This is a genomic window from Limosilactobacillus oris DSM 4864 (assembly GCF_001434465.1).
GTDB classification, from domain to species: domain Bacteria; phylum Bacillota; class Bacilli; order Lactobacillales; family Lactobacillaceae; genus Limosilactobacillus; species Limosilactobacillus oris.
The window spans coordinates 30,370-45,477 of record NZ_AZGE01000004.1 but is presented as its reverse complement, the minus strand read 5'-3'; the positions used below and the strand labels follow the sequence as shown (position 1 = coordinate 45,477).

Here is a 15,108-nt window from a genome sequence, read left to right as displayed (position 1 = left end):
TACAATGCGCTTTTTACATACTGCTGATTGGCATATTGGCAAGACTTTGAATGAATTCAGTTTGCTGGAAGACCAGCAGGCAGTGTTTGCCCAAATCGAACAAATCGCTCAGCGAGAGCAGGTAGATGCAGTCGTGGTGGCGGGGGATCTTTACGACCGGAGTATCCCCAGTGAAGCAGCTGTGAAGGAGTTGAATGGGATGCTGCGGCGCCTTAACTTAACAGACCACTTCCCAGTGCTGGCAATCAGTGGCAACCATGACTCGGCCACCCGCCTTAGCACGGGAGCTGACTGGTTTGCCCGCAGCTCATTTTATTTGAACACTGACCTGGCAAGTGCCTTTACCCCAGTGACTATTAAGGATACCCAGTTTTTCCTGCTGCCGTTTTTTGGCATTCAGGCCGTGCGGAACTATTTTCATGATGAGCGCATTAAAACCGTCAATGACGCAATGGAGAGAATTGTGGCAGAAATGCAGAAGGCTTTTTTAGCCGATAAGCACCATGTCCTGGTAGCGCACTTCTTTGCTGCGGGCAGTCAGCGCACTGCTGATTCCGAAACGCTGATTGAAGTTGGCGGCCTGAGTGCTGTGGCGACTTCCATGTTAGCACCGTTTGATTACGTGGCATTGGGACACCTCCATAACCGAAACGCCCTGAACGAAGAGCGCGTTAAGTATAGTGGTTCGCCATTGAAGTTCTCAGTTTCAGAGGCGCAACAAGAAAAGGGAGTCTGGTTGGTTGATACGGACCCGTTTGCGGTTCAGTGGCTTCCCCTGGAGCCGCTTCATGATATTACGCTCTTAAAGGCCAGCTTTAAGGAACTGATGGCTAATGCTAAGGGCTATCCGGCAACGGATTTCTACGACATTGAGTTAACAGATCGGGAGCGGATTCCTGATGTGTTGAATAAGCTGCGGACTGTTTTTCCTAAAATCGTTAGTCTCCATCGCACCCACCAGGCTCAGCAATTGGCGCTGAACCGTCAAAAGCATCGGGTGACAGAATCACCGTTGGACTTGCTGGCTGATTTTTATTCCCAGACTTTAGGAGGCAAGTTAAGTCCGGCGCAGTATCGATGGGCGGAGGAAGCCCTCACCGAGGCCACTAAGGAGGAACAGTAATGCGTCCATTAAAGTTAGAATTGCAGTACTTTGGTCCCTACGAGCACGAAACAGTAGATTTTACCCAATTTCCTGACCAGTCGCTGTTTTTGGTGGCGGGGAACACCGGGGCCGGCAAAACAACCATCTTTGATGCCATGTGCTATGCCCTTTTTGGTCAAACGACCAGCGATCGTGACCGGTCAGCGGCAGCGTTGCGGTCAGATTTTGCTCCTGCCGATCAGGAGACCCGGGTCACGTTTACCTTTGCCCACCAGGGAAAGGATTACCAAATTATGCGGAGGCCCAAGCAGGTTCTGAAAGGGCGTCGTGGTAACCTCGTTGAGCATAACCAGGCGGTCAGCCTGCGTTATCCACTCACTGGTAATCAGCCGCAAGAGATCACTAAAATCAAGGAAGCCGATACCTTCATCGGTGACTTGCTAAACCTGACACGGGACCAGTTTAAGCAGATTGTCTTACTACCGCAGGGAAAATTTCGCCAGTTTTTAGATTCGGATAGCAATACCAAGGAACGCCTCCTACGGGATTTGTTCAATACCGGTCGCTATGCGCGGTGGACTCAGGCTCTGCGGGAGAAGCTAAGTCAACGTAAAAAGGGGATAGAAATTCAGCAAACTAAGCTCCAGTCACTTAAAGAAAACGTTCCTGACATTGAAACCGGAATCAACACAACCGAATGGCTCCACCGCGTTAAGGGCCGGGTCACGGAATTAAATGAAGAATTGGCAGTGAAAAATACCCAGGAACGCCGGCAGCAAGGAGTTATCAAGGACCTTACTGACCGTTTGCACACGGAGCAGGAGCTAGCGGCCAACCTGGCAGCCTTGGCCCAGCTGAAAAAAGCGGCTACCCAATTGGCTAGCCGTAGGGCGGAACTCACAACTGTTGAAAAACGGGTTGCCGACTTGGAATGGTTCCAGGAACACCAAACGGATTACCAACGGTGGCACGATGGTCAAAACCAACTTGCCAAACTTGATCAGGGCTACCAGCAGGCTACCGACCTCCTCGCTGACTTGACTGACCAGCAAGGGCAACTACAAGGCGAAGAAGAAGCGGTTCGAGGGCAGCGGCCTGAAATTGACCAGCTTCACGAACGTTGCCTGACGTTGCAGCGTCAGTTGCCATTATTTGCGGAAGCTGATTGTCTGGCAGCTGAGCTTTCTCAGGCGACAACAGACTACCAGCAGCAACGGCAAAAACAGGAGAGTAGGCAACAATTATTGGCAGTTAAACAGGACCAGTTAAAAGAACTGGATCAGCAGTTGACTGCTCACCAGGATTTAGCGCAACGTCGACTGGACCTTACCAAGCAGCTAGGCCAGCAGGAAAAACTGGTAGCGGAGGGTGAGCGGCTTGACCAGTTGCTCTTGGAGCGTGACCGGCAACGAGAACGCCAGCAGGAGCTAGCAGCCAGTCTTACCCGGAGCACGGAGGCGGCGAAGGAGGCAGCTGCAACGTTGACTGACTTGGACGATCGTTTTGCACGCCAGCAAATTGCGCGGCTTGCAAGGAAGCTCAAGCCAGGGACTCCCTGTCCGGTTTGCGGCTCGTTAGATCACCCGCACTTGGCAGTGCCTGCTGAGGATACGGGAACACTGGTTACTGAAGAGGACGTCGAGACGGCCACCAAAGCCGCCCAAAAACAGCAACAGACAGTTGTGCACTATCAGGAACAACTGGCGACGGCACGTCAACAAGTGACGAAATTGGACCAGCAGCTAACGGCTAGTCAGGCTACGGTAGCCCAGCTGCTGTCCGCGGATAGTTTGCCCGCCGGTTGGCAGCAGCTGATTGCTGACCGCCAGCAGCAACTGACAACAGCTGACCATGACCTGCAGAAGCTAGAGGGGGCGGTTCAAGAATGGCAGCAGCAGGCAACGGAGCTTCGTCAGAAGATAGCTACTGACCAGCCGGCTATTCAACAGCTGACTACTGAATTAGCAGCTACCCAGCAGGAGCTCATTAGGAAGCAGACCGTCCTGCAGGAAAAACGGGGCCAGCTGCCAGCCGACCTGGCAACGGAACAAGCTGCCCAGAAACAGTTAAGCAAGTGGCAAACACGGGTTACCGAGTTCGAACAGCAGGAAAAAAGAATTCAAGGCCAGCTCCAGAATGTCCGGCAGGATTTGGCGGCTGCCCAGAGTCGGGCAGGCCAGTTTAAGCACGACGCTAGCGAATTGAGGCAGACCCAGGTCCAACGCCGTGCTGACTTAGTAGAACGATTAGCAGAGCGTGATTCGCAGCTTGGCTGGGCCTTCTGGCAAGAATCAGCGGAGTACTTAGTCCAGCTGCCCAAACTGCGCCAGCAAGTCAAGGACTTCCACGACCAGCTTCGTGGCAACCAAGTCCAGCAAGAACACCTGCGGGATTTGGTTGCTGATCAGCCAGCACCCGACTTAACGGCACGGCGGGCCCAGCTTGCAGCAGCCCAGCAGCAAGCGGCTGACCAGCAACAATCAATTGGTCAGCTAAAAAGTCGGCTAACTGCACTTCAAGACAACCAGCAGAAGGTAGTTAAACTGCTGGCCCAGACAGATAAAGCCGATGAGCAGGTAAACCAGTTGCAGACACTGACAGATGTGATTGCCGGCAACACGGAGAACCACCTCAGCTTAGAGCGTTACGTGCTCCAGGCCTATTTCCAGGACGTCCTGGAGGCTGCAAATATTCAACTGGCACGGCTGACCAATGGCCGCTACCAGTTTGAATTAGCTACCGAAAGTCACGGTGCGGGGGCCAAGTGGAGTGGGCTTGAGGTCAACGTTTATGACGACAATGCAGGAAAGACCAGGAGTGCCCGGACACTCTCTGGCGGAGAGAGCTTTATGGCCTCGTTAGCCTTGGCCCTCGCCCTCTGTCAAATCATTCAGGAGCAGAGTGGCGGTATCAGTATCGATGCTCTCTTTATCGACGAAGGCTTTGGTTCGCTGGATCAGCAAGCGCTTGCTGATGCTTTGCAGGCGTTACAAGAACTAGAGGGTCACCGGATGATCGGCATTATCAGCCACGTTACAGAATTAGAGGACCAGATTCCTGACCAGCTGCTGGTTCGTTCAGCAAACGGGCGGAGTACAGTCAGCTACCAGCACGAATTATAAATTTGCAACATCGTAGAAATAACCCCGTTTGTTGGGGATAAGAGTGCTACAATTAAAATAATTATAAGATTTAGGGGGTATTATTATTTCTAATAATACAAAGCCCAAAAAGCTCTCATTTATTTCAATCTATTTTCTGGGCATTAATGGGGTAATTGGTTCAGGAACTTTCCTCTTGCCTTCCGTCATCTATCGTTATATGAACCTCTCGGCCGTTCTGGTGTTATTGTGTACGGCCCTGACGGTTTCGCTGATTGCGCTATGCTATGCGGACCTAGCCAGCCGGTTTACTGGTTCGGGTGCTGCTTGGTTATATTCCTACCATGCTTTTGGCCGTTTTACCAGCTATGAGTTAGGAATCTTTACCTGGTTCCTCGGCTGCTGTACCCTTTCCGCCGAAATCGTTGCTCTGCTGACGACCATGAAGAGTTTCCTGCCAGTATTTGATAATCGCCTGGTGTACTATGCCGCTGCCTTTGGGTTGATTATCCTGTTTGCGGTAATTAACTTCTTCGGCCGCAGTCTCGTTAAGGCAGTCAATAATTTATCCGCTGCTGTTAAGATTTTGACCCTGCTGGTTTTTATTATCGTGGGGGTCTTCTTCGTCCACGGCGCTAATTATTCACCGGTAATTCCGGCTGCGGCCCTGACGGGGGCTGGTCCTTTTCTGAAACACTTTGGGGCGGCCTTCACGCCGATTTTCTACCTGTTTACTGGCTTTTCATTCCTGCCGATTGCCGCTAAACAGATGAAGAACCCAGAGAAGAATATTCCCCGGGTCCTGGTGGCGGTGATGGTTAGTGTTACTATCTTAGATGCGTTAATGATGCTAGTGGCGATTGGTATTTCTGGTCACCACTTAGCTGGGTATTCGACTCCGCTAGCGAATGCATTTGGTACCGCAATTGGGAAGTGGGGCTACTCGCTGATTATTGTCGGAATGCTGGTCAGCATCTTTGGGGTGGCCTTCAGCGCTTCGTTTAATACACCATCGCTGGTAGCTTCCCTAGCAAATGAACACGGAATGCTGCCCAAGGCCTTTGGGAAGAAGAATAAGCACGATGCGCCATGGGTCGGAATCCTATTGACGGCGGCACTGTCAATTGCCTTTTCTACTCAAAGCTACTTGTTCTTGGTATCATGCACGGTGTTAGCCTCCTTTATTCAGTACGTGCCATCGATTTTGGCGGTTGTCAAGTTTACGCACAGCAATGAGTATCCAACTCACGGCTTTAAGCTGCCGGGGCGGTATTTAATCCCCGCCTTTGCGTTGTTGGTATCATGTTACATGGTTACCAACTTTACCGCTGAAACACTGTTGCTGGGGACCTTTGTTGCCCTCCTGGCTGCGGCAGCCTACTTCTTCATTCAACGGGACGAGGAAGCGGATAAACGGCACGCTCAGTTTCTTGCGGCCCTTAAACAAGGGAAAAAGAAAAGTGACTGACTTGTACTTCATGGCCGGTCATGATACAATGACTATGGTAAATAACTCGTTGGAGTGAGCAGCAATGCTCGCTCTTTTTATTGCAAATAATATGGAGGTGAGAAGGATGAGTACAGTTACTGAGACCGTTACGGATTTAGTAACCCCGATTCTTGATGAGCACCATTTTTACTTATACGACATTGAATTTGTGAAAGAGGGCAAGAGCTGGTATCTTCGGGTATACATCGACAAGGATGGTGGAATCACGCTTGATGATTGTGCAACCGTAAGCGATCAGCTAAGCGAGGCCCTGGATAACGTTGAACCCGACCCGATTCCGCAGGCCTATTTCCTGGAAGTTTCGTCACCCGGCGCTGAGCGGCCACTCAAAAATGAAGCTGACTACCAGCGGGCGGTTAACCACTATATCCATGTTTCCCTGTACCAACAAATTGCCGGCAAGAAAGTCTATGAAGGGACCTTAATGGAGCTATCCGATAAGGAAATGACCTTGGACTTTATGGATAAGACCCGGCACCGGCAAGTGGTAATTGACCGGAGCAAGGTGGCCAAAGCACGGTTAGCAATCAAGTTTTAATTAAAAGGAGTGTTCGAAGTGAGCAAGTCAAAAGTCAACAGCGAAATGATTGGCGCCCTAGACTACTTGGAAAAAGAAAAAGGGATCAAGAAGGAAGTCGTCATTGAGGCCTTGGAACAGGCTCTGGAATCTGCCTACAAGCAGAACTACGGTGATAAGAACGTTGAAGTTGAGTTCAACGCAACGACTGGGAATATTAAGGTCTACGCCGTCAAAACGATTACTGACGATGAAGAAAAAGTTGCTGCCGACAGCAACCAGTACATGAGCCTGGCCGAAGCCCGCAAGCTCCCCCATGGGCAGGGCTATGACGTTGACGATCAGATTCGGGAAGAAGTAACGCCCCGTAACTTCGGGCGGATTGCTGCTCAAACTGCTAAACAAGTTGTTATGCAACGGCTCCGTGAGGAAGAGCGGCGAATCGTTTATGATAAGTACAAGACCTATGAAAATGAAATCATCACCGGTGAAGTTTCCCGGGAAGATAAGCGGTTTACTTACGTTGACTTAGGCGACGGTGTTGAAGGGGCAATGGGCTTCCGCGATGAGATGCCAAATGAGCATTACCGTGTTCATGACCGGATTCAGGTTTATGTATCGAAGGTTAATGATGACCGGCGGGGACCACAGATTTACGTTAGCCGGACTGCTCCAGAACTGCTGAAGCGGCTCTTTGAACGCGAAGTTCCAGAAATCAAGGACGGGACGGTTCTGATCGAAAACATCGCGCGGGAGGCTGGCGACCGGGCTAAGGTTGCAGTGTACTCCAACGATGATAATATCGATCCAGTCGGCACCTGTGTCGGTCCTCGTGGCTCCCGGGTTCAGGCGATTGTGAACGAGTTAGATGGCGAAAACATGGATATCGTGGAATACGTTAAGGATCCGGCGAAGTTTATCGCGAACGCCCTTAATCCAGCCGAAGTATTGGATGTTATCTTTAACGATCCGGTAACGATTGAACGTGAGGATGGCGAAGAAGAACAAGAACGGTCCTGCACGGTGGTTGTTCCAGATGACCAGCTCTCCTTGGCAATTGGGAAGCGGGGGCAGAATGCGCGCCTAGCAGCCCGGTTGACTAAGTACAAGATTGATATCAAGTCAGCTTCGGAAATGGAAGAACTCCAGGCCCAGGCAGAAACTGCCGAAGACCAGTCAACTACTGATGACCAGCCGCTGGTTGATGAAAACGACCAACCAGCCGATGAAGAATAATTGAGCAATGGGGTGAAAAAATGAAAAAGAGAAAAGTACCAATGCGCAAGGATATCGTCACGGGGGAAATGATGCCCAAGCGGCAACTAATTCGGGTTGTGAAGAACAAGGAAGATGAGGTTTCCCTAGATCCAACTGGTAAGAAGGCGGGGCGTGGCGCCTACATCGCCGTGGACGTAGAGATTGCTAAGCGGGCGAAGGCGGAAAAGACCTTTGAAAAAGCCTTCCATGTTAAACTAGATGATGAGTTTTATGATGAACTAATCAAGTACACTGACCACTTACAGGCCCGTCAAGAGTTATTTGGCAACGATGGCAAAAAGTAACGATCAGCAGGTACTGAGCTTACTCGGACTGGCCCGTCGCGCGCGCCAACTGGTAAGTGGAGAAGCAATTGTTTTAAAAAATATTCAAACTAATCAGGCAAAGTTTGTGTTTTTAGCAAAGGACGCGGGCAAGGCAACGAGCAAGAAGTTCACTGATAAGTGCCACACTTACCACGTGCCCTGCTCCCAAGAATTTACTAAAAGCCAGCTCAGTCAGGCAACGGGCCAATCACGGACCGTTATTGGTGTTGTCCAACCAGGTTTTGCAAGAAAGTTTGAGGAATTACTGAGAATGGAATAAGGAGAGTGAGCGTATGGCCAAAGAACGGATTTATGAACTAGCTAAAGAGCTCAAAATGCCAAGCAAGGGTCTCGTCAAGGTAGCAAACCAGCAGGGGATGAACATTAAAAGTCACATGTCGTCCGTCACGCCTGCTCAGGCCCAGAAACTGCGCGATGTAGTAAAGAACGGTGGTCAGCAGTCGAGCGCCAAGGCGGCCCCTAAACAACGGCCAGCAAAGAAGGATAGTCATAAGAAGCAGGCCCACGATAATTCTCACCAGGGTGCAAAGGGGAATCAGCAGCACCAAGCTAAGCGCCAACAGGAAGAAGAACGGCCACGGGAAGAACACCAGAACCGGCACAGTGAAAAGAAGCATGATGACAACCGCCGGAACCAGAATCATGGTGGCCGGTTTGGTGGCAGCCTGAACAACAACGACCGCCACGGCAAACGCTTCAACAAGAAGAACAAGAAGCGTAATAAGCATAATAAGGGAAATAACCGGATGCGGGAAGTGGCTCATAAACAGCCAACCCAGCGGAAGGACAAGCCGTTACCAGAAGTGCTGGAATACACCGAAGGGATGAACGCCCAGGATTTGGCTAAGCTGCTTCACCGGCCTTCTGCGGAAATCATCAAGAAGCTCTTTATGCTCGGCGTCATGATCAACCAAAACCAATCCCTGGATAAGGACACGATCGAGCTGCTGGCTACTGATTACGGGATCGAAGCCAAGGAAAAGGTTGAAGTTGATGTTTCAGATATCGATAAGATGTTTGAAGACGAGCAGCAAAATACTGCGCACCTGGTTAAACGGCCGCCAGTAGTTACCGTTATGGGACACGTTGACCATGGTAAGACGACCCTGTTGGATAAGCTGCGGCACTCCCACGTTACGGAACACGAAGCCGGGGGGATCACCCAGGAAATCGGTGCCTACCAAGTGCACTATAATGACAACCTGATTACCTTCCTGGATACGCCAGGACACGCCGCCTTTACTGAAATGCGTGCGCGGGGTGCTAACATCACCGATATTACTGTTCTGGTGGTGGCAGCTGATGATGGTGTTATGCCGCAAACTGTCGAAGCCATCCACCACGCCCAGGCTGCTAAAACCCCGATCATTGTGGCGGTCAACAAGATTGATAAGCCGGGCGCTAACCCGGACCGGGTAACGGAAGAATTGGCTAAGTACAACCTGATTCCAGAAGACTGGGGTGGGGACACCATCTTCGTCAAGATTTCCGCTAAGTTTGGCAAGAACTTGGACGAGCTGCTGGACATGATCCTGCTCCAGGCGGAAATGATGGAATTAACTGCCAACCCGGACCAAAACGCGGCCGGCTCCGTTGTTGAAGCCCGGTTGGATCAGGGACGGGGTTCAGTTGCCACCGTGCTGGTTCAACAAGGGACCCTTCATGTTGGGGACCCGATTGTTGTCGGCAATACCTTTGGTCGTGTGCGGACGATGACGAACGAAAGTGGGCGCCGGATCAAGGCGGCAACCCCAGCGACCCCAGTGGAAATTACCGGCTTAAACGAAGTCCCAGAAGCTGGGGACCGGTTCGTGGTCTTTGATGATGAAAAGACTGCCCGGGCGGCCGGAGAAGAACGGGCTAAGCGGGCCCAGGATAAGGAACGGCAACGGACTTCTCACGTTACCCTTGATAACCTGTTCGCCACGATGAAGAAGGGGGAAATGAAGACCCTCCCAATTATCATCAAGGCGGATGTGCAAGGGTCTGTTGAAGCCCTCAGCCAGAGTCTGCAAAAGATCAAAGTTGACGGTGTCCGGGTCGATATTATCCACCAGGCCGTTGGTGCCATTAGTCAGAGTGACGTTACCCTGGCGGAAGCATCAAACGCCGTTATCATCGGTTTCAACGTTCGGCCAACACCAGTCGCCAAGTCCCTTGCCGACTCCAGCAACATTGATATCCGTCTCCACCGGGTCATCTACAACGCAATTGAAGAGGTTGAAGATGCCATGAAGGGGATGCTGGAACCAGTTTACGAGGAAGAAACGATCGGTGAAGTTGAAGTACGGCAGATTTACAAGGCTTCCAAGGTCGGGACAATTGCCGGGGGAATGGTTACTTCCGGTAAGATTACCCGGGACGCGAAGGTGCGGTTGGTTCGTGACGGCGTGGTCGTTTACGAAGGCGAACTGGGCAGCTTGAAACGGTTTAAGGATGACGTCAAGGAAGTCAAGTCCGGCTTTGAATGTGGTTTAACGATTGAAAACTATAACGACATTAAGGAAAATGACGTGATCGAAGCTTACCAAATGAAGGAAGTTCCGGTTAAGTAAGGAGGATATAAGTATGCCTAACAAACAATACCGGGTCGATCGGCTCGCCCAGCAAATTCAGCGGGAAGTCGATGATATTCTTTTGAAGCGGGTCCGGGATCCGCGGGTCCAAGGAGTTACGATTACCGGGGTTGACGTTACCGGTGACCTCCAGCAAGCAACGATTTATTACAGTATCCTATCTGATAAAGCATCGGAGATGGAAAAGGTGCAGGCGGGGCTGGATAAGGCGACTGGCCTGATTCGAAGTGAACTGGGCGCCCGGTTGAATATCTTCAAGACACCGGAAATTAAGTTTGAACGGGACAAGTCTGTAGCTTATGGGAGTCGGATTGACCAGTTGATCAACCAGCTTCACAAGCAGGACAAGTAGTCCGAAAAAGGGAGCGGGATGGCCGAGCTCAGCCCAGCCCCCTTTTAAAATACATACGGAGGAATGCGGAAAATGGACGGAATTATTCCTTTATACAAAGAACGGGGGATGACCAGTTTTGACTGTGTCAGCCGCTTGCGGCGCATCCTCAAGACTCGTAAAATCGGCCATTCTGGTACGCTTGATCCATCGGTTGATGGGGTCTTGCCGATCTGCGTGGGTACTGCTACCAAAGCAGTTGAATACTTGATGCAGAGTGGCAAGGTTTACCAGGGGGAGTTGGTGATTGGTCGGGCCACGGAGACGGAGGATTTTGATGGTCAGGTGATTGAACAGGCACCAGTGAAAGCAGCCATCAGTGACGAAGCGGTCACCGCGGCGATGACCAAGCTAACCGGCGAGATTACCCAGGTTCCCCCCATGTATTCAGCAGTTAAAGTTAACGGTAAGCGGCTGTATGAGTATGCCCGTGCAGGAGAAACGGTGGACCGGCCGGCCCGTCACGTCACGATTACCGACTTTACGCTAATCCGTAACCACTACGACCAAGCACAACAAGAGCAGCACGTCTTTTTTAAGGTTGCTTGCTCGAAGGGTACCTATGTGCGGACCTTAGTGGTCGACCTTGCCCGGCAACTAGGCTATCCGGGGGCAATGAAGTGGTTGACCCGCCTGGAGAGTGGCGGCTTCACAATTGATCAGACCCTCAGTTTAGCGGATGTACAGGACGCGGTGGCTAGCCAAACGATGAAACGCTACCTCTACCCGCTTGACTATGCGTTGAAGGATTATCCGGTCGTTGAGCTGACGGAAAAGCAGTGGCGGGCAGTTCAAAATGGCGGCTGGCTGCCAGCCGCGGAGCTTCCTTTGGCGGCCGCGGAGGTCGTCCTGAAATATGATCACCAGGTGAAGGCGCTGTATCACCGGGATACCGACCACTATAAGCCGACGAAAATGTTTTCTGTGAACTAGGAGGGACCAGGTTGCGAGTAATTAAAATTCACCACCCGTTAAATCACCAGTTGGTTCCGGACGGGCCGGTTGTGCTGGCGATGGGCTTTTTCGATGGTGTCCACCGGGGCCACCAGGAAGTGATTGGAACTGCTAAGAAGATTGCACAGGAACGGAATCTGCCCCTGGCAGTCCTCACCTATGATCACGCGCCCGGAATCGTTTACCACCAGTATCCAGCTGGCTTTGACTACCTGTCGACTACCAAGCGGAAGTTAGAATTATTAGAAGAGCTGGGCGTGGACTTGGTCTACCTTGTTAGTTTCACCTCGGCCTACGCCAGTTTGTCACCCGAGGACTTCGTTACGGACTACTTACAGGCTTTTCACAGCCAGGTGGTAGTGGCTGGTTTTGACCATACCTATGGTACGAAAGATGTTGCGACGATGGAACGGCTGCCAATGTATGCTGCTGGCCGGTTCGAAGTGGTCACGGTTCCCAAGTTTACGTTAAGTGGTCAATCAGGTGCCAAGGTTGGTTCACGGCAAATTCGTCAGCTAATCGCTACGGGGCAGGTAGGAGCAGCTAATACGGCTCTCGGTTACCGCTATCAGACCAGCGGCCTGGTTGTCCATGGACTGGCGCGGGGCCGGACCCTGGGGTTCCCAACTGCCAATATTGAGGCTCCACAAGAAGAGCTGATTCCTGGAATCGGTGTTTACGCGGTGGAAGTAAAAGTCGGTGATCGTTGGTACGGCGGCATGGCGAGTGTTGGCCATAACATCACCTTTGGCAAGGCGGCGAAGTTAACGGTGGAAATTTACCTTTTTGACTTTAAGCAAATGATTTATGGTGAGGAGGTTAGAGTTCGGTGGTACCAGTACCTGCGTGGCGAAGAAAAGTTTGCCGGTGCTGACGAACTCGTTGCTCAAATGCGCCATGATGAGACGAATGCACGCCGGGTCCTAGCCGATGCTTCGCGGTCTGACTGGCCGTTAGAGTAAACAAAAGTGGGAGCAGGAAAGGACTAGCTTGCCTAGTTCGTTTTCCCACTCCCGTTGACACAGAGTTGGCGTTATCTTTGTAATTAGTAAGAACTAGCAAGGGGCTGGGAATTAACTCAGTCTCTTTACTGTTTTAAAGATAAAAATGCAACAGCGCAGCAACCCCAAATAGGCTAGCTGTACGTCAAAAGACAAATGCCTAAAATCAGCTTGCCAGCCGATTTTAGGCATTTTTTCTCATACTCTTTTTTAATGGCGACTGGCCCGGTGGCTGCCGCTTTGATGAATTTTATGAACCTGGCGTTTGAACTTGGGCGTTTGGTCGCTGACCAATTTGAAATGCCGGAGCTTGAAGTTGAACGGCCGGCCGGAAAGGCGAATCGTAGTCCAGCGGCGCATGGCAGCGCTCAAATTAGAAAGGTCTTCTAGCTGGGCCTGCTGCCCTTCCTTAACCGCGGCATCATGGATATCACTGCCAAGGCGAAAGATAAGGTTATTGTGATAATTGAGTAACTCCTGGGTAAGCGGGGCATTGCGGTAGCTGTTAAAGAGTTTTTGGATAAGGAGCAATGCTTCCCGGGTATTTTGTGGTTGAATGTAACGTTCTTCCTGCTTCACGATAAAACTTCCTTTTGTAGTTTGACATTCCTTGACTTTTAGACGGGGGATTGGTATATTATAAATTGTGTTTAGCACTTAGCCCTAACGAGTGCTAAAAGGGGATGTGATCAAAATGCTAACACAGCGACAAAAAAAGGTCCTGCAAGCGATTGTACGTCAATATACCTCAACGGGTCAACCGGTTGGTTCTAAGCACCTGGCCGAACAGTTACCGTTTAAGGTTAGTTCGGCGACAATCCGCAATGAAATGGCCGTTCTGGAGGATCAAGGCTTAATTGCTAAGGAGCACTCATCTTCTGGCCGTGTTCCATCAAAGACGGGTTATCGTTATTACGTTGACCATCTGTTGGATCCGGGAGCGGTAACGGATAACGATTTAGTCGTCATCCAAAACTCATTGGGGACCAGTTTTCAAAAAATTGATGAGATTGTCTCGCATTCGGCTGACATTTTATCCGACTTGACCTCATACACCGCGTTTACGCTAAAGCCAGAGCAAGCCGATGTACGTTTGAGCGGGTTCCGCGTTGTCCCACTGGGAAATCGGAAGGTAATTGCCATTCTGGTTACTGATAGTGGGGAAGTGGAGAGTCAGTCCTTTACCTTGCCACGTGATTTTGACACGGAGGCTTTGCAGGCAGTCGTCCGGATGATCAATGACCAACTGGTCGGCTTGCCGCTGGCAGAGGTGCTCAAGCGGCTGAGTGACGATATTCCCGTGCGGGTGATGCACTATATGCACAGCACGAACGGTTTCCTGGACCTGTTTGACAACGTGGTTTCACGGGCAGCCCGGGAGCGGTTCTTTGTGGGCGGGCGCCTAAATATTTTAGGCTTTTCCAATAACCAAGATCCGCAAGCACTTCAGGCACTGTATAGCTTGCTAGACCGCAACGATGAACTGTCGCACCTTCTCGAAGCTGATTCGACGGATAATAAAGACATTAACGTTAAGATCGGCTCGGAGATTTCCAAGGACCAGGTCTTGAACGATTACAGCCTGATTACGGCCAAGTATAATGTTGACCAGTATGGGAAGGGAATTATCGCCGTTTTGGGACCGACCCGGATGCCATATTCACGGACAATCGGAATTGTGAATGCTTTTCGCCAAGAACTAGCAAAGCGGTTGCTTGATTTTTACCGCCATTATTACGATTCATAGGAGGCGAGTCATTTGGCAGAAGAAAAAAAGAAAGACCAGCAGGAAGCGGCTGCTCAACAGAAGCCTGAGAAAGATTCAAAGTCTGACCAGGCAAAACATCATGAGCAGTGTCATCACCGCTGTGAAAAGCTGCAAAAAGAAATTGATGACTTAAAAGCCCAGTTAGCAGATAAGGATGATAAGTACCTGCGTGCGGAAGCGGAAATTCAAAACATGACTAACCGCTTTAAAAAAGAACGCGCCCAGATTCTGAAGTATGATGGTCAGGATCTCTCCAAGAGTGTTTTGCCCGTCTTGGATAACCTGAAGCGGGCATTGAACATTGAAGTTACCGACGAAAATGGTCAGCAGCTTAAAAAGGGGATTCAGATGGTTCACGACCACCTGATCAAGGCCCTGACCGACCACGGGATTACTGAGATTCCTGCCGAGGGGGAAACCTTTGATCCGACTCTGCACCAGGCAGTGCAAACTGTCCCGGTTCAAGATGACCAGAAGCCAGAGACGGTGGTCAAGGTCCTCCAAGCTGGTTACCAGCTCAAGGACCGGGTCTTGCGCCCAGCAATGGTTGTTGTTGCACAATAAATTAATTTAAGAGAGGG

At 50.8% G+C, this 15,108-nt stretch carries 14 protein-coding genes; 13 read left to right on the top strand and 1 reads right to left on the bottom strand.

Translation table 11 applies throughout. The annotated features are described in order from the left end of the window. Positions 1-4 precede the first annotated feature (4 nt). The 11 genes from FC49_RS03145 to ribF all read left to right on the top strand — a co-directional run bounded on the left by FC49_RS03145 (position 5) and on the right by ribF (position 12,720). Positions 5-1,123 carry an exonuclease SbcCD subunit D gene (locus tag FC49_RS03145; protein WP_056984145.1) on the top strand — a complete coding sequence of 373 codons (1,119 nt, stop codon included), beginning with the start codon at positions 5-7 and terminating at the stop codon, positions 1,121-1,123. Further along, the gene (locus tag FC49_RS03140) at positions 1,123-4,227 is read left to right on the top strand and encodes an AAA family ATPase (protein ID WP_056984143.1); all 3,105 of its coding nucleotides are present in this window, start codon (positions 1,123-1,125) and stop codon (positions 4,225-4,227) included. The genes FC49_RS03145 and FC49_RS03140 overlap by 1 nt, the downstream gene beginning before the upstream one ends. Positions 4,228-4,309: 82 nt before the next feature. Next, positions 4,310-5,674, top strand: a complete 1,365-nt coding sequence (locus FC49_RS03135) for an APC family permease (protein WP_056984141.1) — start codon at positions 4,310-4,312, stop codon at positions 5,672-5,674. 106 nt (positions 5,675-5,780) lie between these two features. After that, positions 5,781-6,254, top strand: a complete 474-nt coding sequence (gene rimP, locus FC49_RS03130; RefSeq protein WP_003711748.1) for a ribosome maturation factor RimP — start codon at positions 5,781-5,783, stop codon at positions 6,252-6,254. Positions 6,255-6,272: 18 nt separating this feature from the next. Then, entirely contained in the window at positions 6,273-7,469 is a 1,197-nt protein-coding gene (nusA, locus tag FC49_RS03125; protein ID WP_056984139.1) for a transcription termination factor NusA, read from the top strand. A gap of 20 nt (positions 7,470-7,489) precedes the next feature. Further along, positions 7,490-7,795 (top strand): RNase P modulator RnpM, encoded by a 306-nt coding sequence (rnpM, locus tag FC49_RS03120; RefSeq protein WP_003711770.1) that lies wholly within the window; start codon positions 7,490-7,492, stop codon positions 7,793-7,795. Then, entirely contained in the window at positions 7,782-8,096 is a 315-nt protein-coding gene (locus tag FC49_RS03115) for a L7Ae/L30e/S12e/Gadd45 family ribosomal protein (protein ID WP_003715132.1), read from the top strand. Before rnpM ends, FC49_RS03115 begins: the two co-directional genes overlap by 14 nt. A gap of 13 nt (positions 8,097-8,109) precedes the next feature. Beyond that, the gene (infB, locus tag FC49_RS03110; RefSeq protein WP_056984137.1) at positions 8,110-10,392 is read left to right on the top strand and encodes a translation initiation factor IF-2; all 2,283 of its coding nucleotides are present in this window, start codon (positions 8,110-8,112) and stop codon (positions 10,390-10,392) included. A gap of 13 nt (positions 10,393-10,405) precedes the next feature. Next, complete coding sequence (gene rbfA, locus FC49_RS03105) at positions 10,406-10,765, top strand: 30S ribosome-binding factor RbfA (RefSeq protein WP_003711749.1); 360 nt, start codon at positions 10,406-10,408, stop codon at positions 10,763-10,765. 72 nt (positions 10,766-10,837) lie between these two features. Next, positions 10,838-11,737 (top strand): tRNA pseudouridine(55) synthase TruB, encoded by a 900-nt coding sequence (truB, locus tag FC49_RS03100; protein ID WP_056984135.1) that lies wholly within the window; start codon positions 10,838-10,840, stop codon positions 11,735-11,737. Between the two features lie 11 nt (positions 11,738-11,748). Beyond that, positions 11,749-12,720, top strand: coding sequence for a riboflavin biosynthesis protein RibF (gene ribF / locus FC49_RS03095; RefSeq protein ID WP_056984133.1), 972 nt, complete (start codon positions 11,749-11,751; stop codon positions 12,718-12,720). A 249-nt stretch (positions 12,721-12,969) separates the two neighbouring features. On the opposite strand, the gene FC49_RS03090 is transcribed toward ribF, so the two are convergent. After that, positions 12,970-13,338, bottom strand: a complete 369-nt coding sequence (locus FC49_RS03090; RefSeq protein WP_056984131.1) for a hypothetical protein — start codon at positions 13,336-13,338, stop codon at positions 12,970-12,972. Between the two features lie 115 nt (positions 13,339-13,453). Here FC49_RS03090 and hrcA point away from each other — a divergent pair, with 115 nt between their 5' ends. After that, complete coding sequence (gene hrcA, locus FC49_RS03085; RefSeq protein ID WP_003715158.1) at positions 13,454-14,506, top strand: heat-inducible transcriptional repressor HrcA; 1,053 nt, start codon at positions 13,454-13,456, stop codon at positions 14,504-14,506. A 12-nt stretch (positions 14,507-14,518) separates the two neighbouring features. Then, positions 14,519-15,091: a nucleotide exchange factor GrpE gene (gene grpE, locus FC49_RS03080; RefSeq protein ID WP_056984130.1), complete on the top strand. Its 573-nt coding sequence runs from the start codon at positions 14,519-14,521 to the stop codon at positions 15,089-15,091. Positions 15,092-15,108: the final 17 nt, after the last annotated feature.